The following is a 25,755-nucleotide window of genomic DNA, read 5'->3' as shown; positions in this document are numbered from 1 at the left end:
TTTTTAAGGGCAACTTATATAAAGTCTGAACGTCACATTTGAGAGAAGTTATTTTTGAGACTCTCGAAATCACCAATCACATCGATAAAAATCGATAAAGGAAACCTTTCAGAAATGCTGAAGATGCTCAATAAGCTGCGATTTTTACCCTTATTTTTTGTCCTATCTCTTTTTTCTGCGACCACCGTTTTCGGGCAATGCGACATAGACACGGATTGGACCTTTGATCCTCCCGTACCTCCCGGAGGTGCCTATGACGCGGGAACGGTTGTAACGGTTTGTGGAGAAGTGACCAGCTATTCTGCCGGAGGAGCTAACTGGCTTTCAGGTATGGCTATTGTTTTCCCACCTGCCTGGGATGTATCAACCATCACAAATATTGTACCTCCGACTGGATGCGGTGCAGGAGAATGGCTCTACTTAGAAAGCTTGACTTGTGGTGGTTTGGTTATCAATAATCCTGGTTTTTTCTATGATACAAATGTTAGCGGACCTCAAGATGGCAATCCTTGCAACAATTGGGGAGATGGAAGTTTTCCTTGTGGTGGATGGTCATTTTGCTTCGATATAACCATAGATGCTGCTTGCGGTGGCGCCGGTAACCCTTTTGACGGAGAGGACATCACACCTGCAATTCAAGCATACTCCGATAGTGAGGTGGGAAGCTGGGGCACGGGAACGGGATGTCCTTCATCTGATTTTGTCGATGGCCCCGCGGAAACCATTGAAGTTGATTGTTGTGATGCTGAGTCAGGAGAAGAGCCTGCGGGCCCTATCAACATTTGTGGGACCACTCCATTCGACCTTTCAACTCTTTTAGGGCTTCCTATTGATGCAGGAGGCACATGGACAGGTCCTGCCGGATGGACACCCCCTCCTCCAGGAACCCTCAACGCAATTTTTACGCCGTCTACAGACACATTATTAAGTGATCCTTCCGGCGACTACACCTATACTGTTGTTGGAACAGGCGGTTGCCTCAAATCTTCTACTATCACAATGCAATTCATCGACTTGGGTGTACAAGCAACCAACAGTTTATGTGCCTCAGCACCTACACCATTGAATAGTTTATGGTTAAATCCCGGCTTCCCACTGCCTCCTGCCGGAAGCACTTTCGTATCATGGACTTACAACGGAATTACAATACCTGGGGGTGTGGTCGATGCGAGCATCAATACAACAGGCCTCTATAACTACAATTATATAGATGCAGGTGGCTGTCCGACCACAGTTTCTATGCAGCTGAATATTTCACCTGGCGGTGGAGTAGGATTTCCTTCTAATGACATCACCGTTTGTCTTTTGGATGCGCCATTTGCCCCATACGATTCTTTACTTGGCATCCCGGCATCATTAAGTGGGAGTTGGATTTACTACAATGATGCTAATGACTTGTTATTGTTTTCAGGAACAGGAATCGCTACGACCTGGGCTTTAAACCCGGCAGATTACAACGGTGGCCTACCAATGGAAGATGGATATGCCGTTTATTACTCTAACGATCCTGCTTGTGGTTTTGCACAAGACTCCATCTACATTGACGTAGGTGAAGTTTTTGACGCGGGACTATTTACGAATGAAACCGTTTGTGAAGGCGATGCTCCCGTGACTTTAGAAACCCTTCTATTAGGAACACCTACTATTGGAGGAGATTGGGAAGACGTAAATGGAAACACGGTTGCAAACCTCTTCGACCCTGCTGCCGTTATTCCCGACTCTACATACACCCTTATTTACAGCGGTGGTTTTGGAGGAACGGCTTGTTTCAATTCGCAGGTTATGCAATTGACCGTATTATCCAACAATACTGATGCAGGTGATCCAACTGTAATCAACGTTTGTGAGACACAGCCTGCTTTTAATATGACTGAAACTTTGCTGGGTACGCCTCAACCGGGTGGTCAATGGTACGATCCTTCAAATAATCTTTTTGGAGGAGAGTTTTTTGTGCCAGGTAATAGTCAACCAGGAGTTTGGACCTATCAAATTAATAGCCCTTGCGGTTCAGATTCAAATACGCTTACCATAAATGTGACCAATACGGCAGACGCCGGTCTTGATGGCATCTTAGATATTTGTCCTTCTGACCTCAATGTGCCATTGAGTGATGGTCTTGGTGGTACGCCCCAAGGAGGTGGCGTTTGGACACTAGGCGGAGTACCGGTTGTTCCGCCCACCGTAAACGGTAATACTGTCACCAATGGTGCCGTTTACCAATATTCTGTGGGATCAGGAACCTGTGCGGATCAATCTGAAGTTACCATTAATCTCCAGCCCGGACCATTTGCCGGAGTACTTACAACCGTCCCTCAAGAGTATTGCGCTTCTGATGTCGGCTTTTCATTAAATACACTTTTTACAACACCACCATCTGCGCTTGGTGATTTTTGGACAGGCCCACTAGGCTTTCCTGTAGCAGGAAGCACCTTAAATCCTGCAAGTGCCAGCTCAGGGAATTACACCTACACTGTAACAAATAGCTGTGGTTCCGATGACGTAACCATTTTTATTTCCATCGAATCCATTCCAAATGCGGGAACAAGCGGCCCGCTGGTGATCTGTGAAAATGCCGGTAGCACGGTTGATCTCACTTCCTCATTGGGAGCAGGAGTCACTACTGGTGGAACATGGACAGGCCCGGCCGGTTGGACATTAACGGGGGGGCTTCCAATAGTTGACCCTGCTACTGATCCTGCAGGTGCTTACACCTATACAGTTCAGTCCTTGCCAAACAATCTTTGCACGGCTTCAGCTACGATAAATGTGTCTTATATAGCCACAGCCAATGCCGGAACCGACCGAAGTGTAGTAGCCTGCGACAATGACGTTACATTCTTCCTCTTTGATTCATTAGGCCAAGATAACGGGCCTCCTGACATGGGGGGGACATGGTTCCCGTTTACCGCGTTCACTCCTGGTGTATCACCGCCAGGCTCATCGACATACACAATCAACAATCCCGGATGCCCTCCTTCTACTGCGACTGTAACTGTTGCTGTTCAGCCTGCTCCAAGCGCAGGAATCAATACCAACGTTACTTTGTGCCAGACTCTGGGAAACATAGACCTGACAAGCTATTTGAACGGATCTCCTCTAAGCGGTGGCGTTTGGACTGACCTTGGAACGGGCACCGTTGTAGCCAATCCTTATGACATATCAGGTGCTTGTGGAACAACTCTTCAGCTAGGATATACGGTAGTTGCGGGAAGCTGTGAAAATAGCTCCACGCTTCAACTTACCGTTCAATGTGCACCAGATGCAGGACCTCCTGTATCAACTACTCAATGTGCTGACAATACAGCTTTTGATCTTAATTCTATCTTAGATCCCGGAGCTGATACTCCGGGAACATTCACAAACACAGGCTCAGGAGCTATCGTGCCTGGTGGAATCGTAACGCTTTCTGCGGGAGCAGCCGGATCATATACCTACACCGTAAATGGAGGTCAATGTGCTGACGATATTGCATTTTACACGCTCAATTTACAAACGCCAATTAGTGTTGTGGTAGATGCTCAGTGCACTCCTGATCAAACTCAGTATATCGTTACACTTACAGTTACAGGTGGTGACGGAAATTATACTGTAACAGGATTACCCGGCGGTCCTTTTGTTGGAAACACTTATGAATCGTTGCCTTTTGCTGCAGGTAACACCTACTCATTCAACGTAGATGATTCAGGGCCGTGCGCCCCATTTGTTCAACCCGTAACAGCAGGACCGAACTGCTCTTGTCCGGCTGATGCACAGTTTGTCGATTTTCCTTCTATCACGATATGCGAAGGAGGCACAGCCAACATCGAACTCAATTTCCCAACCGGAGCATCTCCGTTTACCATTGACTATACTGACGGGACGAATACGTTTACCAATCAAGGGCCGTTTGTTTCAGGAGACTTTTTACAAGTAAATCCTATTGCTTCAACAACTTATACCCTCACAGGCGTATCAGATCAAAACTGCTCAACGAGTGTAAATGACGTAGTTGATGTTATAGTAGAACCGACCCCTGATGCAGGTCCTGATGTTACACTGGAATTCTGTGGTTCAGGTGGTGTTCTTGTCTTGTCTTCCATTATTGATGGAGCAGCAGATCAACCCGGTGTTTTTACAAATGCCGGCGGAAATGTTGTGACGACTATCCCTCAGACTGCAGCCAGCTCAGGTGTGTACACTTACACAGTTTCAGGAACACAATGTCCGAATGATGTGGCTACTTATACCCTCAACTTCATTGACCCAATAAGCGTCAGCGTTGTATCAGCTGTGTGTAATGCTGCTCAAACCGATTATACAGTAGCTCTGGAAATTTCGGGTGGAGATGGTAATTACAGCATAACAGGATTAGATCCGGAAGGCCCGATAACGGGAAATACTTTTGTTTCCGATGAAATACCGACCGGGAATACCTACAGCTATACTATAAGTGATACGGGGCCATGTCCGGATGTATCAGCCGGACCGATCAATTCACCGAATTGTGCTTGCCCTGCCAGTGCGGAGTTTGTCGATAATTCAATCACAATTTGTGAAGGTAGCACGGCCAACATCGAATTGAGCTTTCCTTCAGGAGCGCCGACCTTTACAATCGATTACAGTGATGGGACCAACACATTTACCAATCAAGGACCTTTCGTGTCTGGAGATTTCCTTCAAGTCACTCCAGTAACCACAACTACCTACACGCTTACAGGTGTCGCAGATCAAAACTGCAGTACCACTGCATCAGATGCAATTACGGTGTTTGTTGAAACACCTCCAAATGCAGGGCCTCCTGTAACTGAGGTATTCTGTGCGACCAATGCTCCTTACAACCTAAATAACTTGGTAGGTGGCACGGCGGGATCAGGCGATTTCTTCACCTCAGGTGGAGCTCAGGTTCCCGGAAATACGATTACTCTTAACAGTGCTTCATCCGACGTTTACACCTACGTAGTTACGGGCACAGAATGCCCTGATGACCAAGCCCTTTATAACATTACGATCAACGATCCGATTGCAATCAATAATATCGTGGTTCAGTGCAATCAGGCTCAAACAGGCTACATCGTGACTTTTGATATCGAAGGTGGGGATGGCAATTACAACGTAACCGCAGGCGGATCATATGGTGGAGGAATTATCCCGGGCACGGATTCTTACGAGTCTGCTCTGATTCCGAATGACACGAACTATAGCTTTACCATCTCTGATGGCTCACCTTGTTCTGATCAGGTAGTATCAGGAGTCGATCCTGATTGTGACTGCCCTGCTGCAGGATCGTTAAGTGGAACCACTTCGGTTTGCAGCGGCGATTGTGCGACTTTAACCTTCAATCTTCAAGGTGACGGACCATGGGACGTTGTTTATGAAAATTCATCAGATCCGGGAAATCCAATATCACTAGTTGATATTTCAAACGGACACATGGTAACCGTTTGTCCTTCGGCAACAACGACCTATACGATTCTATCTGTAAACGATGCAAACTGCACAGGACTTGTTAATGGTTTACCGGTTACCGTCACAGTAGATGCTCCGCTGGTTGTGAATAATGTCACGGAAACATGCGACATTATTAATGAAAATTACACCGTAAGCTTTGACGTAAGCGGAGGTATAGCAGGAACCTATCAGGTCAATCCATTTGGCCAATCCTTCACAGGAGGAGCTTATGAAAGTTTCCCTATCAATAGCGGTGATACCTACTCTTTCACCGTTTCTGATGCAGGAGCTTGTCCTTCAGTAGATGTAGATGGTGTTTTCCAATGCGTTTGCATCACCGATGCGGGTAGTATTGCTCCCGGTTTGATCGAAATCTGTGAGGATGAAAACCTAGTTGTTCCTTTCAACTCAGACGAAGTATTGGATGGGAATGATGGTTTTCAGTACCTTCTCCATGATGGAAGCGAAACGCAGATCGGTTTCATATTTGACAGATATAACTCAGCAACGATTCCTACGCCTGACGAGATCATATTTGGACAGACCTATTACGTTACAGGGGTTGCAGGAAATACGGATGTTTTCGGAAACGTGATCCTATCGGATGACTGCACCGACGAAACGAATGGTATCCCTGTTGTCTTTAATGCTCTTCCAAGTGCACAGATTTCGGGATTTGGAACGGTATGTCCCGGAGAGACTGTTGACATTACTGTTTCACTTACGGGTGAAGGGCCATGGGATTTCCAATATGCTATAAATGCCGCCCCACAAACTCCGATTAGTACAACTGACAATGAATATGTTTTCCCAACGGCTACCCCTGGCAATTACACGCTACTTTCAGTGAGTGATGCCAATTGTGATGGATCAGTCTCAGGATTGGTTGAAGTTTCTAACTTCAATACGCCTACTGCTGTACTTTCAGGAGATGGCGAGGTATGTGAAAATAGTGGAGACGGACCTATTGTGAATTTGACCGGTCAGGCTCCTTGGACTATTTTCTATAGCATCGACGGAGTAGAAAGTACAGAACCCATTACGACGTTCAGCAATCAGCTCACCATACCGGCCGAAGAAGATGGAAACTATACGCTTACTTCTCTTAGCGATGCGAATTGTGTGGGAACGGTTTCAGGCGCTCTTGATGTGACCATTTTGGCCTCACCTACGGCATTGATCACAGGAGGTGGAACCGTCTGTGAAGGAGATGAGTTGCCGTTTGAAATTGAATTAACGGGTGACGGACCTTGGTCGGTAACGTACACAATCGATGGAATTCCGCAACCTGCCATTACCTCTGAATCGGCCATTTACTCCTTCTTATCAGGAGAGAATGGTGAGTACATCATCACACAGGTAAATGACCAAAGTTGCGAAGGTGAAGGACTGGACAGCGATGCGGCCCTAATAGTGAATCAGCTGCCAACTGCCGAAGTGCTTTCCAATCAAGATGAAATCTGCATTGGTCAGGAGTTAGAGTTGATCTATGACTTACAAGGAACTCCTCCATTTACGATGACTTATCTTCTGGAAGACGATACCATCACCTTGACAGGTCTGACAACCGACTATTTAGAAGTGCTTCAACCCACAGAACCTGTATTTACTCAGGTGCTCTACGTGGAAGACAGCTCGAATCCCGTTTGTACCAATACGCCAAACAACTCTAAATTTATACCTGTAGGTGAATTGCCGGATGCACCCGTCTTACAAAATGATACCATCTGTTCTGATGCAGGATCAGTATCCATAGGCGTAATCGGAGTTCCTGAACTGGATTATACCTGGTCTCCAGCCGATCGATTATCTGATCCTAAGGATCCGAATCCTACCTTCATCTTGGGTGATGATGACCTCATTCCATTGGTTAGAACATACACCTATGTACTGACTGCCAGCAATGGGGATTGTGTCGCAGACGACACGCTAACCATCACTGTTGATCCGGGACCACGAGCGAGATTCACTTACAATCCCAATCCAGTAAATTCTGAAGACACTAAGGTGAGATTCTTGAATGAATCGTCAGGAGGTGATGAGAATTTCTACTTCTGGCAGTTTGACTCTCTCGATACGTCTACTGAATTCAATCCGACTTTCGAATTCCCCGGGGGAGTGCTGGCAAATTACACAGTGATTCTCACTGCCATTGATCCTATAACAGGGTGCTTGGATGAGTGGTCAGACATTGTGGAAGTTAAGCCCGAGATGCTCGTTTACGTGCCTTCGGCATTCACTCCCGATGGTGATGGACTTAACGATCTATGGAGACCGGTACTTACAAACATTGATGAAAGCGACTACCTTCTATCAGTCTTTGATAGGTATGGCAATGTCGTTTTCGAATCCAGCGACCCGAGTAAGGCGTGGAATGGTAGTATGAATGGTGATGACTATTATGTCAAAACGGGAGTTTACGTTTGGCAAATTGAAACGAAGAATCCATTGTCTCTAGAAAAAGTTGACTTTAAAGGGACTGTAACGGTTATTCGATAAATCAACCCGCAGAAATTAAATAGCAAAATGAAATACTTCTTACTGATAGTTCTGGTTCCATTTTCTTTCTTGGGATTGATGGCTCAAAGCTCAACTACCTTGGATGATATTTACGGTTCAGAAAATGCGAACCAAATCAGAGAGCAGTATCCCGAGAGAATTGAATTCATTGAGTTTTACAATGAAAACGGATACTATCTTGCTGAAATTCCTTCCTCTAAAAATCTAGAAGCTCTAAAAGATATCAGTGACATCGAAAAGCTTCATGAGAACTTGCCGGATATTACTTCAAGTATGATAGAAAACAAGGTTCTGAATATACTTGGCTATAACTTTCGCCTTAGTGAAAACGAAGTACAATATTACAGAGTAGACGAAAACTACATGCTCGTGCTGATAGATGCTGAATCCATCAGAAAACAATTTCAAGAAATCACCGACTGAAATGATCTTAAGTAAACTAATTAGACTCTCACTTTTTTTATTGCTGACTGTTGTAGTTCATACTGCAAGTGGTCAAGTATTTCTCATCGAGAATGGTGAGATAACGACTTGTTCGGGTAGTTTTTATGACGATGGAAATGATCCCATTTCAGGAGAAGGAGGCCCATACACAGCGGGTAATGATTACACTTTCACTATATGTCCTGATAACCCCGGAGATGTTATATCAGTTGATTTTGTAGCATTTCAACTCTATCAAAGTCCAAATCCGAATAACAGCGATTATTTATTCATTTTTGATGGTGATGATGCTTCAGCTGCTTCATTGGGGAGTTACACGGGAAATGATTTGCAAGGTCTCCCCGTTACAGGAACAGTGAATAACGTTTCCGGATGTCTGACCTTTGTATTTAACTCGAACCCCAACGGAAGTGGAGGTCCTGGTTGGCAAGGTACAATTGCCTGTACGACTCCATGTGCTACTCCTACCAGTGCCTCTCAAATCACCGACCCTGAACCGATTGGACCCGACCAGTCTATCGGGATTTGCCTGGATGCACCCGTAACTTTTTCTGATATTGGATCTTTTGCCGAACCAGGATTTAATCTTGATTTATGGGTCTGGAATTTTGATGACGGTACAGTAGATACTGTTTTTACTGCCGATGATATAACTCATTCCTTCACTGAACCAGGTGAATACCTTGTAAGCCTCTCCGTAGTTGATGACAATGGTTGTAGGAGCTTAAACGTTGACCCGCTTCAAATACTGGTAAGTACTATTCCGGTTTTTAACCCTGATTTTGAATCACCGGTGTGCATCGGCAGTACGGCAACTTTAGACGGTAACCCTGTGGAAAGTGTGACTTGGACTGCTCTACCTCCTCAGGTCGTTGCTGGTGAGACTTTCTTAGCAGATGGTGCAGGTTTCTCTTATGAATCCACCTTAACCTTTGACTTTTTCGAGCCTGGCGCTACGCTCGATGATTGTGATGACTTTCTTGACGTCTTTGTCAATATGGAGCACTCCTACTTAGGAGATCTTCAAATCTCTCTGACGTGCCCGAACGGAACGAACGTGGTTATGCTTCCTTACCCAAATGGAGGAGGAGGAACATTTCTAGGAGAAGCTATTGATGACGGCTCTAATGATCCCGGAGTAGGATATCAATACGGATGGGAGCCAAATCTGAGTAACGGAAATCTTGACGACCAAACTCCTGTTGCCGGCTCCGTACCCCCTGGTAATTATCAATCAGAAGAAGATCTATGCAACTTTGTAGGTTGTCCATTGAATGGAGACTGGACTTTTAGTGTCTTAGATAATCTTGCTATAGACAACGGTTACATTTTTGAATGGGGAATTAATTTTAATCCTGCCCTCTTTCCCGATATCACAACCTTCACACCTGTTATCGGGTATGGCTCTGACTCCACTTTTTGGGCAGGCCCAAACATTGTCAATGTCTCAGATGATGCCAACACTATCGATGTCTTTTTTGATGAAGTAGGCACCTACGAATACACCTTCTCCTCAACGAATAATTTCGGCTGTACATTTGATACAACCGTAGTAATTGAGGCGGTGGTTGGACCTGATATTACTGCAGGACCCGATCTTTTTTTATGTGCCGATCCGGCCACTTTACAAGCATCAGTTTTAGGAGCTACAGGAGAATGCTCAGGCGCCGCCGGAAGTTACAGTTACTGCTATGATTCAGGAGACTTTATCACGGAAACCTATTGTCCCGACACACCAGGAGATGGCACCCAAATTGAAATGACTTTTACCGGAGGAACCTTGGGATTTTTCGGGAACACCATTACTGTATATGACGGAGATAACACGGGAGCTCCGGTTCTAGGAAATTTCTTCAACGGCGATGTCTCCGGGCAATCATTTGTAGCTACAAACCCAACGGGATGTTTGACTTTCCAGCTAAACAGTGGAGGCTTTGGAGGCTCCTGTGCAGGTGGATTTGAAGAAGCCATTGATATCTCCATATCGTGCGATGGCGGTTCAGGACTTGTGTGGACATGGAGCCCTGCTGACGGTCTTTCTGACCCCAATGTGCAGAATCCAACGGTATTTGTATCGCAACCAACAACCTATACCGTATCTGCCTATCCTTTAGGTCTACCTGGTTGCTTGATAACAGATCAAGTATTGGTTGCACCCGATCAGGATGTGAACCCTGGAAATGACACGGATACGACGCTATGTTATAACTTACCTACCAATCTTTTGACTTCATTCCTTGGAGGTAATCCAGCACTTGGAGGAACATGGATTGACAATGCCACCGGACTAGAATTTCCATCATTGGAATTCAGCCCAACTGACTATCCCGATGGAGGTAATTTTGATTTGACATATACTGTATCAAACGGGCTTTGCTCAAACTCATCAAACCTCGTTATAACGGTTTTGCCGTCCACTAATGACTTTTGCTGTCAAACAAATGCCAATGCAGGTCCCGATGCAGTCGCCTGTGCCCTCACTTATCAGCTTCAGGGAGATATCCCCGTAGGAATAGGCACGTGGAGCGGTCCACCAGAGATTACGTTCAGTGACATCAATGATCCGCAAGCTACCATCACTGCGCCTTCACCCGGAGGAACATACGAACTCACTTTTACTGATTTTAACGGAACCTTCTGTGAAGATTCAGATGTGGTTCAAGTTATTTTGGCAGATTCGCTTGAAATCGCCGTACTACCTGAAGATGCCATTTGTTTTGACGAATGCTCGGGAACGGCTATTGCCATTCCAACTGGAGGAACAACAAGTACAGGAGTATACAGTATAGAGTGGACAGGAGGAGTGCCAGGCGGAGTAAATCAATTGAGAGATAGCCTTTGCTTAGGTACATATGTAGCTAAGGTGACCGATAATGTAGGTTGTGTAGATTCTACTTTCTTCGAAATAGGACAACCAGCACCTATCGATATGTCTATTCTTGGAAGAGGAGCGCTTTGTAGAGATTCCTGCAATGCTCGAGTGATCATTTCTTCTTCTGACGCTGTAGAATACACCTATAACGGAGGTGCAGAATGGGAGATGGATAGCATTGGATTTGTTTGTCCTGATACCATAGCAACCATAGGGATAAGAAATGAATTTGGTTGCGAGTTGTATGACAGTTTGGTTTTGGATAATCCCGAACCGTTCATTGCCAATTTCAATATCAACCCGAATCCGACTACGGTTAAGAATCCATTGATTTCTTTCCAAGATGTATCGAGTCCAGGCCCCATCGCAAAGACTTTATTCCTTTATGGAGATCCTGCGTTTGACGAAAGCGATTCGAGATTGTCTCAATACAGATTCCCAACAGATACTGCAGGTGAATATTTGATTACACTAATCAGCGAAAATGTAAACGGCTGTATCGATACTTTGAGTAAAGTATTGGTAATCAATGATGACCTCTTGTGGTTCATTCCGAATTCTTTCACCCCGAATGGCGATGGAATTAATGACCTGTGGAGACCCGTTGGAACGACTGTTGACCTCTCATCCTATTCGTGCAAAATCTACGATAGATGGGGACGGCTCGTATTCCAAACATCGAATATAAATACAGCTTGGAACGGAGGCAATACCGATTCAGAGTACTTCTCTGATACGGACGTTTACACCTACGTACTTGAAATCACCTCTGCTACGACGGAGGATAAGTACGAGCTTACGGGATTTATCACTTTAATCCGATAAGTTAGGGGATACCCGGTGGGTTCAATCAGCCGACAAATGCATAACTTCGGCGGCACATGATTTCGTTATTAAGCTCACTATTGGTTATCCATTGGGACGTAGATCCCACTGCTTTTACTATTCCATTCATCGACTGGCCTGTTCGGTGGTACGGTATTCTATTCGTAATCGGTCTTCTCGTCAGTGAGTATGTGCTATTCTATATTTTCGAAAAGGATGGCAAGACAAAAAAGAATGTAGAAGATCTGGCCGTTTATGTTGTAATCGGGACTATTATCGGTGCCCGGCTCGGTCACGTATTTTTCTACGATGCCGCCAATTACTTGAGCAACCCGATTGATATCATTAAGATTTGGGAAGGTGGATTGGCAAGTCATGGTGGCGCAATCGGAATCTTAACTGCCATTGTACTTTACTGTCGTAAATACAAGTTCGATTTCCTTTGGGTGATGGACCGGTTAGTCATTGTGGTATGTTTTACGGGGGCCTGCATTCGCACAGGAAACCTCATGAATTCAGAGATTCTTGGTACAATAACAGATTTACCTTGGGGTGTCGTTTTTGAAAATGCGTATCCCGAATTTCTTTCTCAGGATCCACGGCATCCTGCCCAACTTTATGAAGCCATATACTGCCTTTTTCTAATGGGTATCACTTTTTGGCTTTGGAAAGAAAAAAGACAAAAGCTTCAAAACGGTTTCATTTTTGGCGTGTTCATGGTCATCCTTTTCTCACTTAGGTTCTTAGACGAGTTCGTTAAGGTAAACCAAGAAGCATTTGAAAACGACCTCCCCATCAACATGGGACAAATATTGAGCATTCCTTTCGTAGTGGCAGGGCTGTATTTGATTTTTAGACCTAAGCCTAAAAGCTTATCCAAATCGTGATAAAACACTTGCTCATAGCGCTCTTTTTGTTCACGAGCTACTTGAGTGTTGGCCAAGAAACCTTTGTCCGTTACAACGACTTTGATCGAGAAGATCACTTGGACAATGTCTTTAGAATTGGTTTCTACAATCTGGAAAATCTTTTTGATCTGGAAGACGATAGCCTGACACGTGATGAAAGCTTCACTCCCGATGGGGCTAACAGATACACATACGCCAGATATGACAAGAAGAAAAATGGTTTGGGAAGAACCATTCTGGCCTTGGGCGGATGGCAGCCTGTAGAACTTATGGGTATATGCGAGGTTGAGAGCAAGTGGGCTATGGATGGACTCACTAAATTCTCACCATTGAAAAATGCAGGGTACGAATACATTCACGAGGACTCTCCCGACAGTCGCGGAATTGACGTGGCATGCCTATATCAACCCGATCGCTTCGAACCGATTCTTTACAAATATTTCCGCATAAAATTTCCATTCGATCCCGACCGTAATACCAGAGATATGCTCTACGTTAAGGGAATTATACCGAATGGAGATACGCTACACTTTTTTGTAAACCATTGGCCTTCTCGTTATGGAGGTCAGTTTGTTTCCGAACCTTCGAGAGCTTATGTGGCTTCCGTTCTTCGGCAAAAGGTGGATAGCCTACAGAGCCGTTTTAAAAATCCTTTGATCGTCATCACCGGCGATCTGAATGACGAGCCGGACGATTTGAGCCTTACCGAAAGTCTGGGTACCAAAAACAACTTGGAAACCGTAGAAAAAGGTGATTTGGTAAATCTCATGTTTCCCATTAAACACAAATTTGGTACGCATAGCTTTGCCGGCGAATGGGGAGTCCTAGATCAATTCATAGTAAGTGAGAACCTTTTACAAGAAGGAAAAACTTTCACGGGCTACGGACATGTAGGGGTATTTGATGCTCCTTGGCTTCTCAAAGAAAATGCAGCGGGAAATTCTGTCACAAACAGGACTTATCAGGGACCGTCTTACAAAGGTGGGTACAGCGATCACTTACCCATATTCTTGGATTTGATTTTAACCAATCCCAATCAATAAAAAAAGCGGCTCTTTAAGGAACCGCTTTTCAATCATTTATTTATCGGATTTCTAAACGTCTATGTTTGCGTATTTCGCATTCTTCTCGATGAAATCTCTCCGTGGTGGAACGTCATCGCCCATTAACATGGAGAAGATTCGATCAGACTCAACTGCATTGTCGATTTCAACTCGACGGAGCGTTCTCGTTTCGGGATTCATGGTAGTTTCCCAAAGCTGCTCCGCATTCATTTCTCCAAGACCTTTGTAGCGCTGGATTCCTACTGAACTGTCTTTTGCCGCACCCTTCATCTCCTCAACGAATTCATCTCGCTGCGCATCATTCCATGCATAGCGAATCTGACTTCCTTTCTTCAATTGATAAAGAGGTGGAGTGGCGATGTAGATATTTCCTCCATCTACCAACTCGCGCATATGTCTGAAAAAGAAGGTCAAGATCAATGTTTCAATGTGGCTACCATCGACGTCGGCATCACACATGATGATCACCTTGTGGTAGCGCAACTTTGAAATATCCAATGCCTTGCTGTCTTCTTCCGTACCCACACGCACACCGAGTGCTGTATAGATATTCTTAATCTCTTCGTTGTCGAAAATCTTGTGTTGCATCGCCTTTTCCACGTTGAGGATTTTCCCTCGAAGTGGCAAGATGGCTTGAAACTCACGTGCACGACCCTGCTTGGCCGTTCCACCTGCCGAATCTCCCTCGACAAGATAGATTTCACAGTTCTCAGGATTTTTATCAGAGCAGTCACTCAACTTTCCCGGAAGACCTGTTGAAGAGAGCACATTTTTACGCTGCACCATCTCACGCGCCTTTCGAGCCGCATGACGAGCTGTAGCCGCAAGAATCACCTTGTTTACGATTTGTCTGGCCTCATTAGGATTTTCTTCCAAATAGTAGCTCAACATTTCTGAAACCGCTTGGGAAACCGGAGCGTTTACTTCGCGGTTACCCAATTTTGTCTTCGTCTGACCCTCAAACTGTGGTTCCTGAACCTTCACGGAAATAACAGCAGTCAATCCTTCACGGAAGTCATCACCGGCAATTTCAAACTTCAACTTGTTCAGCATTCCTGAATCTTCAGCATACTTTTTAAGAGTAGCAGTTAACCCACGGCGAAAACCTTGAAGGTGAGTTCCACCCTCATAGGTATTGATATTGTTCACATAAGCGTGAATGTTTTCGCTAAAAGAAGTGTTGTAAATCATGGCTACCTCAACGGGTATTCCATTCTTCTCACCTTCCATGTAAATGGGCTTAGCGATAAGATTCTCTCTCGACTGATCCAAGAATTCTACAAACTCGTAAAGACCACCTTCCGAGAAAAAAGATTCCTGTCTTGGATTTCCCTCTTCATCAAGCTCGCGCAAGTCCTTCAAACCTATACGAATCCCCTTATTCAAAAAGGCTAGCTCACGCATACGATTGGCCAGCGTGTCGTAGCTATATTCGATTACCTCAAAAATAGTGTTGTCGGGGTGGAAAGTAACTTCCGTTCCACTCTCACTGGTATCACCGATCTGGCGAACTTCGTATTGAGGTTTTCCTTCGCTATACTCCTGCTCCCATATCTTACCATCACGGTATACGGTAGCAACCAATTTATCTGAAAGTGCGTTTACACAAGATACCCCTACTCCGTGTAATCCACCTGAAACCTTGTATGTGTCTTTGTCAAATTTACCCCCTGCATGGAGAACAGTCATAACCACCTCTAAGGCAGATTTACCTTCCTTTTCGTGAAAGTCTGTCGGAATTCCTCGACCATTATCCCTCACGCTTACGGAATTGTCCGTATTGATCGTTACATCAATCGTATCACAATATCCTGCCAGGGCTTCATCAATGGAGTTATCTACCACCTCATAAACCAAGTGGTGAAGACCTTTCGTCCCCACATCTCCAATGTACATCGCAGGTCTTTTCCTTACCGCTTCCAGTCCTTCAAGTACCTGAATGTTACCGGCGCCGTATTCGGAAGGTTTATTTTTCTGATCTTCAGTCATAAACGTCTGATTAATAGATATTAAAGTTACACGCAAAAATACGCATTTCCTTTCATTAAATCACTCTGAAAGGCGCGTAAATACTGATGTTTATCAACAAAATAATGGCGTTTTCAACAGAACACTAAAAACGACAATGAAGAGGATGGAAAATCGGCTTAGAATGAGTACTTCACCCCGCCCATAACAAAGGCTCTTTGAGCGGGAAATCGGTAGTAGATATCGTATTTGGTGGCCGTAAGATTATTGGCCTCGATAAACGCTGAAAGGCGAGTGGTATAACGGTACTCGACCGACAGACCTAAATCGATATAAGGATCCAGGTCTACTTTCCAATAGCCACCATCTTCTGTCGTCTGGTCGGGAATTGGCCACAGAGACTTCACCTGTCGACTACCGATGAAGTTGATATTAGCAGCAATGATGAACTTATCGTAGAGATTGTAATGTCCTTCCAAGTTGAATTCAAAATTCGGCAAGTGCCATGCCTCATCTTCGTTCTCTGTGCTGTAGCTAAAAATCTGTCCGCGGAAAGTAGCGCCCCACTGACCTTCATTGAGGTAAGTAACCTCTCCCATAAAGGTCAGGGTTTTCACCTCATCATAAATAACCGAAAAACGGTTCTCACGACTCACCAAGGTGTCGTTTACAAAAAGCGGTGTGTTATCTCCTTTTTGGTAGGAAGCTGCCATATTGAAACTCAATTGACTACTCACGCTACCGCGAAAACCTCCGAATACACGGTAGCGATTGATGGTATTCTCTAATGGGATTTGTGAAAGAACAAATGGATTTTCTTCGGTCAGGGTTCGGTAACTCACTCGCTCCACATTTCCCGTAATTCCTGCGTATGGCACAAAAATATTGTTGAATAAGGCGTAGCTGAATTCCAAATCAGGAAAAGCGTGAAATCTCGCTTGGTTTGAGAATCTTCCGTAAAGACCCAAACCTACCTCCGCTCTCAGCCCGTCTCTCCGCAAGATCACTTTTGGAGTAGCATGCAAAATGGCATTGGTTTCGTCATCCGACGGAATGACAGTGGTGCTGTCATCCATGAATACGAAAGGTTGTAGACCTCCGCCCTGATAGCTGATAAGATCAAATCCCAAATCCAGATTGTAGAACTGATCTCCTTGGTAGCTATGCAAATCTGCCGTGGCGTTTACACCAAACTCATTGGACTCGTAGCTGTCATCGAGGTAGTAAAAATCCAAGCCGATGTCATGATTCACCTTAGAAGAGTCACGGTAGTAGCTTCTCCAGCCTGTATTCAAATCGAAGAGATTGAATCGCTGTCGGTAATCGTCTCTGTCGATATCGGCATCCTGTGGATCGAAACCATAGTAGTGCCAAGTATTCAATTGATAGCCCAGATCGGCCTGAAAACTGTGCTTTTTGAAAATTTTCTTTCCCCAAACGTCGATAGCATTTTGGCTCATCCCGCTAAATCCCACCGGACGATTAACCCCATCATTGTGCGAGAGGTGTCTGAGATGGGCGCCATAAGAAAGATCGCGATCTCGATCTGAGGCATAATAAGCCTCGAGGTAAGGAGTGGCAAAAGTCCCCACTCCACCTTTAACATAACCTTTGTAGAGTTTCTCCAGCGGTTCGCGCACTTTCACCTTTGCAGGTTCTATAGTGTCTACTTCTACTGTGAGCGCAGGTCTTTTCGGAATCATCTGATAAGACAACTTTCCCGGCTTCACCTCAATATCCTTCGGTGTCGCCGCTTCAGAAATTTTAAATGCTTTCTGAACAGTGAGTGTTCGGTCTCCCGTAATGACTTGAGTTTGATCAAACTCTCCTCCATCTTGCGCATGCAAAGCGATGGCCACACCAAAAGCAAAAAAGAAAGTTAAGATAGGTCGTTTCATGGCTTTCATCAATCTTCTTTGATTAGTTCGCGGTACTCGTCTTCGTAATCCAGAGTATCTGGAGCAGCAATCGTATCACCAGCCGAGATAAATTCATTTTCCTTTTGAAGGATCAAGTCCAACTTAGCCTCAGCTTCTTTGACCAGCGCCGGAGTAGTGACGTTGTCAATCACGCTCTGCAGCGTAGCTTTTGCCTGAAAGAAATCGTCGCGCGCTGCATACACATCTGCCAGGAGAATAAACGATTTCACTTTCCAGTAATCTGAAGCAGGGAACTCCTTTATCAATTCAAAAACCATCGCTTCTGCCTTGTCCAATTCTTCGCGGGTGTATGCTATTTGCGCCAAGCGGAACTTGGATTCAGCTCCTGCTTCCGTAGCTTTCTTGGCCGCCAGCCACTGGTAATCGGGCTCTGCCTCATCGTACTTTCTTTCGGTAAAGTTGATTCTCGCACGGTTTAACCTGGCCTCTACTTTTAGTTCATTCGTCACATTTTCATTGCTGAGAACTTTCTCGATAGCTACCACCGCATCTTCATAATTACCAAGCTGATAGTTCGTTCGCATCTGACCGGTTTGCGCCCTCAACACATTCACCGAAAATTCAGCAACACCTTCCAAGGCTCGGAAGTGGCCCAGAGCCTCTTCGTAGTCATTTTGCTTAAAGCGAATATTTGCTGCACCCAAGAGAGATGGCTCCGTAAACTGACCTACCGGCTGCTGCACCACGTATTCAAAACCGCTGAGAGCTTTGGAGTAATCATTTTTACGGTAAGAACAATCGGCCAAATAGTAATTTGAGTTCGTTGCAAAAAGGCCTTTGGGGAATTTAATCAGGTACTTTTCAAAAGAGGTAATCGCTTGATCACAATCACCATCGGCCACAAGGTTTTCTGCAGCTTGGTATGTCAGGCTGTCGATTTCCATCGGTGAAACTTCGTAATCCGGAACTTCATCAAGCCAAGCGGTAAAGTCATCGATTCGGCCCAAATCAAGATAAATATTTTTTAAAGTGGCAATTGCCTCCTGCGATTCTGAGTCAACTCCGTAATCTGCTACGACTTCTTCATAGGTCGCGATGGCATCATCGTACTTACCAAGGCGGTACTGTACCAAACCTCGTTGCAGCAAGGCCCGCTTGCGGTATGGCGACTGAGCATAATCCTCAACGACCGTATTAAAGGCATCCAATGCCGGATTCAGCTTATCCTGCATAAAGTAAGCTGTACCAAGCTCAAAATTTGCCACAGATGCTAAGCTGGTCTGAGGAAAAGACGTCAATAACTCTCTTAGCTTCTGAGTCTTTCCGTCAAAATTATCGGCGTAGCCTTCTGCCATAGCCTGCTGAAAGAGTGCGTAATCAACATTGACCTCTTTAGCACCTACAGCCAAGTCATAACTCTCAATCGCCTCTTTGTAGTTTTTGTTGACCAAGTGCAAGTCTCCGATTCGCAAGTAGGCATCATTCTTTCGCTTATCGTCGATACCCGATGCAGACACATATTTACGAAAGGCCACAAGTGAAACATCGTAATCTCCGCTTTTGAAGGCGCAGTAACCGATGTTGTAATTGGCCAAGTTGTAATATTCCGTACCATAAGCTGATGGATTGTTTAGAAACGTTCGGTAAGCCGCAATGGCATCGTCGTACTCCGATTCGCGGTAAGCGATATCTCCTTTCCAATATTCGGCCAATGCACTCACTTGCGGATTCACATTGAACTTCTTTGACATGGCAAAGTACTTCAGTGCTTCCTCGTGGTTTTTCTTGTTCATATTCTCCACACCTAGATTGTAAGCAGAGAGTTGATAATGCTCTTTTTGAATTGGGTCGAGCGTTTTGATCTTGTCCAATGCGTCAAGGGCAGCAGAGTAATTCTTAGTGGCCAAGTGTACCTTGAGCAAAAACTCAAAAGCCTCGTCTTTCCGATCTGAATTGGGATAGGTCTCCAAATACTGCTCGAAAGCAATAATTGCTTCGTGAAATGGATCGTAGCTCAACTCGTAGGCCAATTTAGCATAATTGAAGAGTGCATCTTCTGTCACTTCAGGGTCATAAAATTTCTTGGAAGCCAGCTTGAACGCGTTTTGCGCGTATTTCTTCTGATCTAATTGGAGGTAAGAGTCTGCCAATTGGTATGTCGCAATCTGACCCAAGGCATTGTCTTCTTTAGAAGCCTTCGTGAAGTAATCGATGGCTTTTTCGAAATCACCCGTTCGGTAATAAGAATAACCCATACGGTAAGAATCCTCAGGAGCGGGATTGTATGTTGAAGCCATATACTTTTCCAGAAATGGAACCGCTTCTGCATATTGCTCTTTCGAGTAATAGGCATTCCCAACCAGCAATGCCATCTCCTCACCTCGCTGAACATCATCCTGCTCCAGAAGTGGTGTAGCGTATTCTATAAGCTCATCGTACTTTTCCTGGTAGTGGTAAATCTGAGCGACGTAGTAAGGAACCACCTTCGCGAAATTTTCATCAGATTCTGCCTTCTTAAATGACTCAAGAGCGGTTTGGTAATTCCCCTCCGTGTAAGCAATGTGTCCGTAGTAGTAATTGGTAGGACCCGCATAAACACTCTCGCTATCCTTCAACCTGTAAAAAGACTTCTTGGCTTGCTCGTAATCTTCCAATTCGAAAGCCGCGAAGCCAATTTTAAACTCAACCTCTTCGGCAGTGGTGGCATCAAGATCGCGCTGATCCAATTCCTTCAACCAACGTATAGCATCGTCGTAATCGCGGCGGTTAAAATTGTATCGACCCAAATCGAGCACTGCCGTTTGGTACCAAATACTCTCCGGGTGACCGAGAACAAACTCCTCCATAAAAAATTCGGCATCCTTGTGGAAGAGCTGCATGGCAGATTTTGCACGGTAGTATAACGCGTTGACTTTGAATTCACCATGATCAACTTCATCAGAACCGAGAAAATCCTCAAAACCCTTGCGCGCAGGCTCGTAGTGACTGCGCTCCATCAAAGCTAATGCCTCGTAATAAGGCAGCAAGTCAGAACGGTATTTCTCGGTTTGTTGAGCAAAAGAAGAGCCCAGAAAGAGGCTCATAAAAACGAATAGCAGACTTCTTGCCGGCGACACCTTTGGCATAATGGAATAGTCAGTTTAGAACAAGTAAAGGTAACGTCGTATAGCAGGGTTTATGAGGGTTTGCGATCTAAAGTTTTGAACTCGGAAATGTGAAGAATAGCCGAGAAAATCTAACATTGAATAGCAGCTTTAACGCCAATCGACACGCCAAATTATTATAGCTTTACCCAAAATTCATCTCCATGGCCTTAGATACCATCGTCGAAATAAAGGATGCCAAAATATTTCAAGGCGACCACCTCGTGCTTTCTGATGTCAACATTCAGCTGGACAAGGGGGACTTCGTGTACCTTATCGGAAAAACGGGAACGGGTAAAAGCAGCTTGCTCAAGACCCTTTACGGTGCTTTGCCCTTAACAGAAGGCGAGGGATTTGTCGGTGAGTTTGATTTGAAAAAAATGAAGCGATCTCAGGTACCATATCTCCGACGAAAGCTGGGAATCGTTTTTCAAGATTTTGAACTTTTAACAGATCGCTCTGTCAATGATAATCTGCTTTTTGTCTTGAAAGCCACCGGATGGAAGAACAAAATGGAGATGAGCGAACGTATGCAAGAAGTGCTCGAGAAGGTAGGCCTGGGAAATAAAGGCTACAAAATGCCACACGAACTTTCAGGTGGTGAGCAGCAAAGAGTAGCCATTGCTCGAGCTTTGCTCAATGATCCCGACCTAATTCTGGCCGACGAACCCACGGGAAATCTAGATCCCAACACCACTGAAGAGATTTTGAATTTGCTCAACACGATTTCAAAATCGGGAAGAGCAGTCTTAATGGCCACTCACGACTATGTGCACATGAAGAAATTCTCTTCGCGAGTGATTCGTTGTGAAGGGAATTCGGTAACCGAAGAAAAGGTCAGTCAAGCAAGTCTATAATTCTTTTCGCTTGCTGAGAATTGGAATAATGAAGCTCTAATAATTCCTTCCTCTTTTTGATTTTCGTTTCAGATAGCGGGCTTATTAATGCTTTCTTAATCGCTTTTCTAAACTGCTCGGGGGTTTTCACTTTCGTGACTAAATTTTCCAAACCTGTATTCTTTACCATCGCTTCATTCACAATGACTTCTACCTCATTTTGAAGTGAGTACAGTAATTTCAATTTGAATCCGGTAGTCTGGAATGTGGGCAAAACATGAACACCTGCTTCCTGCGAAAGACTCTTCATTTCTTTAGCATTTGGATTGAGGTGGTAGGTGACATTTGCACCTGAGTTACGAAATGGCGCAACGTCCTTTTCGCTCCCTTTTCCCGCTACCACCAAGGGAATCTTTGACTGCGAGAAAACTTTGTTCACCAAAAAATCAAGCGCTTCCTGATTCTCTGATACTTCAAGCTTACCGTGATAAAAAGCATAATCGCCTTTGCCCTTTCGAGGCATCACAAACTCGGGATGAAAGGGATAAATTAAATCTGTCTTCCCGTATTTTTTCTCAAAATAAGCCTGATCACCTTGACTGATGGCAAGTATTTTTTGGTTTTTAGTCAGCACTTTCTCAAATGCTCGAAGTTTCTTGGCTTCCGCCTTGAAATACTGCTTTCGAAAAACACTTTTTTCTGATCGTCCCAATCGCGCATAATAGTCGTGCTCAATATTGTGTGTTCTCACGATTTTGAATCGATCTTTCAGCTTTGGATGATCCAACCAAGCACACGTATGCAGACCTTCAAACAAGATTGGCCAATCGTTTTTGAGTAGATTATCGAGAAGCTCTTGACTCTTCCTGGTCTTCACGATAAAAGGAGTTTTAGAAAGCATTGCTCCTGCGCTAAGTTTGCGCTCATAGTATATCACTTCATCAAAATCTTTCGCCACGGCAGACTGCTTGCTTCGACCGTAAGCAAAGCAGTGAAGCTTCACTTTGATTCCAAGATCGGCCAAAGCTTTTGCCTTGTAGTATACATCTATAACCCCGCCATAATCGGGCGGGAAAGGAACGTCGAATGAAACGATATGGATTCCCTCAGGCATTGTTTGTTTTGATTTTAGTCAACACAGGAGCAAATTCATTCTCCCAAGATAACTCAGCAGACATCTTAGATGCATTCAATTTTAATCTACTCAACTCAACCGGATTTTCCACCAACATATTCACCTGTAAAGCAATCTTTTGCGGCGTCACTTCAGTGAGAACCACACCAATTTCGTTCCTTCGGACGAAGGCGGCTACCTCAGGAAGATCTGAAGTGATCATAGGTAAGCCCGCCATAGCATAATCGAATACTTTATTGGGCAAGCTAAATCGATAGTTCAGATTTCCATCTTTATCTAAGGAAAACCCTAAATCGGCGGCAGAAGTATAGCGCATCATGGCCTCGTAAGGCATTCTGGGCAGGAAACAGACTTTGTCCCTAAGCTCAAATTCTGCGGATATTCTTTTCAATTCGGGCATGGCATCGCCGCCGCCTACAATGACCAAGTCGGCCTTTTCGATATGGCGCATGGCTTCCACCAGCTCCTCTCCTCCCCGATTCACGTTGATACCGCCGCCTTGCAGCAAGAGTAGAAATCGATTTTCATCAAGACCAAGATCCGTTTTAGTTGCTTTTGGCAACTTTGTTGACCCCAAGGGTACATTGCGCACAATCAGTACTTCGTCGAGTTGGTAGGTCTTCTTCAGTAAATCTGCAATAGACGGGCTCACGGTGATTACCAAATCAGTACGACGAATACACTTTTTCTCAAAAAACTTCCACAAACTTTTCACTCTTGGTTTGTGCTGAATTTCGGGCACTTCTGTGAAATACTCATGCGAATCGTAGACGAGGCGCTTACCTTTCATCAATGATACCAGCCAATTGGCCGGAAGTGTATCCAAATCATTGGCCCAAAGGATATCCGCCCGAGAAAAAAGAATCTTGAAAAAGAGATAAATATTCAGAGAAGCATAAAAGAGTGCTCCCTTATTGAAGGGGAGTTTCACCCGTTGTGTTTTATACGGCCGCTCGAAATAGGGACTGCCTGGCAAAAGTCTGCCCAGGAGCAAAATGTCGTAGCCCGCTTTCCAAAGCTCTTCACATTGCTTGCGCACCCGTTGGTCGGTGGCCAGATCATTGCTAACGGATACGATTATTCTCTTTTTCACGATTGCCAAAAGTAGTGAAGTCGCCCGAACCGGATTTCAGTTTAGTTTTGTGCCAAACTTGTCCTATGGAGATTTTGGAAAATGCTTCGCTCAAAGCGTACAACACATTTGGAATTGAGGTCAAAGCAGCCAAGATGGTTCGCTTCTCTTCATCTGCAGATTTGAAGGAAATCTTCAAGAATGAAGAGCTCAAAGCGATGCCCCTCCTCATCTTGGGCGGAGGAAGCAATCTCTTGCTTACCTCGGATTTTGATGGATTGGTTTTGAAAAACGAAGTGCCCGGAATAGAGCTAGTGAATGAAGATGATAAGCACTTCTACGTCAACTCAGGAGCAGGCGAAAATTGGCATGAATTCGTCATGCACTGCATAGAAAATGGTTGGGCAGGATTGGAAAATCTTTCGCTAATTCCCGGTAATGTTGGCGCCAGCCCAATGCAAAACATAGGCGCTTACGGCGTAGAAGTAAAAGACCGCTTTCACGAATTGGAGGCTTTCAATTTGGAAACGCTCAAAACAGAAAAGTTCGATGCCGAAGCTTGTCAATTCGGTTACCGCGAAAGCGTTTTCAAAAGGCGACTCAAGAACAAGTACATTATTGTTTCTGTAACCTTTCGCTTATTCAAACAACCTCAACTCAACACCTCATATGGAGCCATTCAGGGCGAATTGAACTCGTTAGGAATACACGAGCCGAACATTGCAGATGTGAGCCAAGCAGTGATCAACATTCGCAGTTCGAAGCTGCCTGATCCGAAAGTGATCGGCAACGCCGGCAGTTTTTTCAAGAATCCTATCGTGACCGAGGCGGTATATCAAAGACTCGTAGAACAAAATCCTTCGATGCCTTTTTACCCTTCTGCTGAAGGGAAGTTCAAATTGGCTGCCGGCTGGTTAATCGAAAAATCAGGTTGGAAGGGATTTCTTCGCGAAAACTACGGCGTTCACGCCAAACAGGCTTTGGTTCTCGTAAATCACGGAGGTGCTACAGGAAAAGAGATTTATGATCTCTCAACGGAAATACTCGAAGATGTTAAAAAGAAATTCGGAGTTGAGCTGGAGAGGGAAGTAAATATTATTTGAGCTGGTCTACTCTTCTTTCTCCTTTTTCGCAGGTTTCGCTTTGGGCTTCTTTTCAGCCTTTGGTTTATCTGCAGCTTTATTCGCCTCAGCTTTGGGAGCTTCCTCTTTCGCCTCAACTTCCTCTGATGCAGTCTCTTCTTCTTTTTCTCCCTCAACAGAATCAAGAAGTCCCTTCTCTAAAAGAAGATTAAACCACTTGATCATCTTCTTGATATCTGAAGGATAGACTCGGTCTTCATCGTGCTCCGGAAAAATTCTGAAGAAATATTCGCGCAAAGCATCCGGGTCTTTAAACTCTACTTCGACTTCTTTTCCACCCGACTGTTTCTTCATCTTCTCAAAGATATTGGCCAACGGCTCATCGCCTTCGAGAGTATAAATGGAAATATCACTCAAGGTACTCACGCGTTGCGTTTGACCGATAACCATCTTCTTTCCATCGTTTAGCGAAGTAACCACTACGCCACCACGTGACTGGTTTAAAATCTTGAAGAGGCCGGGTTTTCCCGCGATTGACAATATTTGAGACAAATCCATTCTTTACTTTTAGGAAGGGCG

General features: G+C 44.7%; 13 protein-coding genes. 7 read left to right on the top strand and 6 right to left on the bottom strand.

Annotated elements, in window-relative coordinates:
• Window positions 1-114 precede the first annotated feature (114 nt).
• The 5 genes from O3Q51_11405 to O3Q51_11385 are packed head-to-tail and all read left to right on the top strand — an operon-like array spanning window position 115 to window position 14,039.
• Window positions 115-7,926: a gliding motility-associated C-terminal domain-containing protein gene (locus tag O3Q51_11405; GenBank protein MCZ4409423.1), complete on the top strand. Its 7,812-nt coding sequence runs from the start codon at window positions 115-117 to the stop codon at window positions 7,924-7,926.
• A gap of 27 nt (window positions 7,927-7,953) precedes the next feature.
• Complete coding sequence (locus O3Q51_11400; GenBank protein MCZ4409422.1) at window positions 7,954-8,370, top strand: hypothetical protein; 417 nt, start codon at window positions 7,954-7,956, stop codon at window positions 8,368-8,370.
• A 1-nt stretch (window position 8,371) separates the two neighbouring features.
• Entirely contained in the window at window positions 8,372-12,088 is a 3,717-nt protein-coding gene (locus O3Q51_11395) for a gliding motility-associated C-terminal domain-containing protein (protein MCZ4409421.1), read from the top strand.
• Between the two features lie 56 nt (window positions 12,089-12,144).
• Window positions 12,145-12,975, top strand: a complete 831-nt coding sequence (gene lgt, locus O3Q51_11390; GenBank protein MCZ4409420.1) for a prolipoprotein diacylglyceryl transferase — start codon at window positions 12,145-12,147, stop codon at window positions 12,973-12,975.
• The gene (locus O3Q51_11385) at window positions 12,972-14,039 is read left to right on the top strand and encodes a hypothetical protein (GenBank protein ID MCZ4409419.1); all 1,068 of its coding nucleotides are present in this window, start codon (window positions 12,972-12,974) and stop codon (window positions 14,037-14,039) included. The genes lgt and O3Q51_11385 overlap by 4 nt, the downstream gene beginning before the upstream one ends.
• Window positions 14,040-14,090: 51 nt before the next feature.
• Here O3Q51_11385 and gyrB read toward each other — a convergent pair whose 3' ends face one another.
• The 3 genes from gyrB to O3Q51_11370 all read right to left on the bottom strand — a co-directional run bounded on the left by gyrB (window position 14,091) and on the right by O3Q51_11370 (window position 21,033).
• Window positions 14,091-16,049 carry a DNA topoisomerase (ATP-hydrolyzing) subunit B gene (gene gyrB / locus O3Q51_11380; GenBank protein MCZ4409418.1) on the bottom strand — a complete coding sequence of 653 codons (1,959 nt, stop codon included), beginning with the start codon at window positions 16,047-16,049 and terminating at the stop codon, window positions 14,091-14,093.
• 158 nt (window positions 16,050-16,207) lie between these two features.
• On the bottom strand, window positions 16,208-17,926 hold the full coding sequence (locus O3Q51_11375; GenBank protein ID MCZ4409417.1) for a hypothetical protein: 1,719 nt from the start codon (window positions 17,924-17,926) through the stop codon (window positions 16,208-16,210).
• Between the two features lie 8 nt (window positions 17,927-17,934).
• The gene (locus tag O3Q51_11370) at window positions 17,935-21,033 is read right to left on the bottom strand and encodes a tetratricopeptide repeat protein (GenBank protein MCZ4409416.1); all 3,099 of its coding nucleotides are present in this window, start codon (window positions 21,031-21,033) and stop codon (window positions 17,935-17,937) included.
• Between the two features lie 182 nt (window positions 21,034-21,215).
• Here O3Q51_11370 and O3Q51_11365 point away from each other — a divergent pair, with 182 nt between their 5' ends.
• Window positions 21,216-21,908, top strand: a complete 693-nt coding sequence (locus tag O3Q51_11365; protein ID MCZ4409415.1) for an ATP-binding cassette domain-containing protein — start codon at window positions 21,216-21,218, stop codon at window positions 21,906-21,908.
• Here O3Q51_11365 and O3Q51_11360 read toward each other — a convergent pair.
• Window positions 21,889-23,001 (bottom strand): glycosyltransferase, encoded by a 1,113-nt coding sequence (locus tag O3Q51_11360; protein ID MCZ4409414.1) that lies wholly within the window; start codon window positions 22,999-23,001, stop codon window positions 21,889-21,891. The two genes, O3Q51_11365 and O3Q51_11360, sit on opposite strands and share 20 nt — an antisense overlap.
• Window positions 22,994-24,115, bottom strand: a complete 1,122-nt coding sequence (locus O3Q51_11355; protein ID MCZ4409413.1) for a glycosyltransferase family 4 protein — start codon at window positions 24,113-24,115, stop codon at window positions 22,994-22,996. The genes O3Q51_11360 and O3Q51_11355 overlap by 8 nt, the downstream gene beginning before the upstream one ends.
• A gap of 65 nt (window positions 24,116-24,180) precedes the next feature.
• On the opposite strand from O3Q51_11355, the gene murB reads away from it, so the two are divergent.
• Window positions 24,181-25,197 (top strand): UDP-N-acetylmuramate dehydrogenase, encoded by a 1,017-nt coding sequence (murB, locus tag O3Q51_11350; GenBank protein MCZ4409412.1) that lies wholly within the window; start codon window positions 24,181-24,183, stop codon window positions 25,195-25,197.
• Window positions 25,198-25,203: 6 nt separating this feature from the next.
• Here the strand turns inward: murB and O3Q51_11345 are convergent, their stop codons facing one another.
• The gene (locus O3Q51_11345; GenBank protein ID MCZ4409411.1) at window positions 25,204-25,734 is read right to left on the bottom strand and encodes a DUF5606 domain-containing protein; all 531 of its coding nucleotides are present in this window, start codon (window positions 25,732-25,734) and stop codon (window positions 25,204-25,206) included.
• Window positions 25,735-25,755 lie beyond the last annotated feature (21 nt).

The sequence above is a fragment of the Cryomorphaceae bacterium 1068 genome (assembly GCA_027214385.1).
In the GTDB taxonomy this organism is placed as follows: Bacteria; Bacteroidota; Bacteroidia; order Flavobacteriales_D; family Cryomorphaceae; genus JAKVAV01.
This window is presented reverse-complemented; position numbering and strand designations above follow the sequence as displayed.

Bases quoted from the DNA above. Each gene is read 5' to 3' on its own strand.
- O3Q51_11405 (MCZ4409423.1), top strand. From the start codon at position 115: ATGCTGAAGATGCTCAATAAGCTGCGATTTTTACCCTTATTTTTTGTC.
- O3Q51_11400 (MCZ4409422.1), top strand. From the start codon at position 7,954: ATGAAATACTTCTTACTGATAGTTCTGGTTCCATTTTCTTTCTTGGGA.
- O3Q51_11395 (MCZ4409421.1), top strand. From the start codon at position 8,372: ATGATCTTAAGTAAACTAATTAGACTCTCACTTTTTTTATTGCTGACT.
- lgt (MCZ4409420.1), top strand. From the start codon at position 12,145: ATGATTTCGTTATTAAGCTCACTATTGGTTATCCATTGGGACGTAGAT.
- gyrB (MCZ4409418.1), bottom strand. From the start codon at position 16,049: ATGACTGAAGATCAGAAAAATAAACCTTCCGAATACGGCGCCGGTAAC.
- O3Q51_11375 (MCZ4409417.1), bottom strand. From the start codon at position 17,926: ATGAAACGACCTATCTTAACTTTCTTTTTTGCTTTTGGTGTGGCCATC.
- O3Q51_11370 (MCZ4409416.1), bottom strand. From the start codon at position 21,033: ATGCCAAAGGTGTCGCCGGCAAGAAGTCTGCTATTCGTTTTTATGAGC.
- O3Q51_11365 (MCZ4409415.1), top strand. From the start codon at position 21,216: ATGGCCTTAGATACCATCGTCGAAATAAAGGATGCCAAAATATTTCAA.
- O3Q51_11360 (MCZ4409414.1), bottom strand. From the start codon at position 23,001: ATGCCTGAGGGAATCCATATCGTTTCATTCGACGTTCCTTTCCCGCCC.
- murB (MCZ4409412.1), top strand. From the start codon at position 24,181: ATGGAGATTTTGGAAAATGCTTCGCTCAAAGCGTACAACACATTTGGA.
- O3Q51_11345 (MCZ4409411.1), bottom strand. From the start codon at position 25,734: ATGGATTTGTCTCAAATATTGTCAATCGCGGGAAAACCCGGCCTCTTC.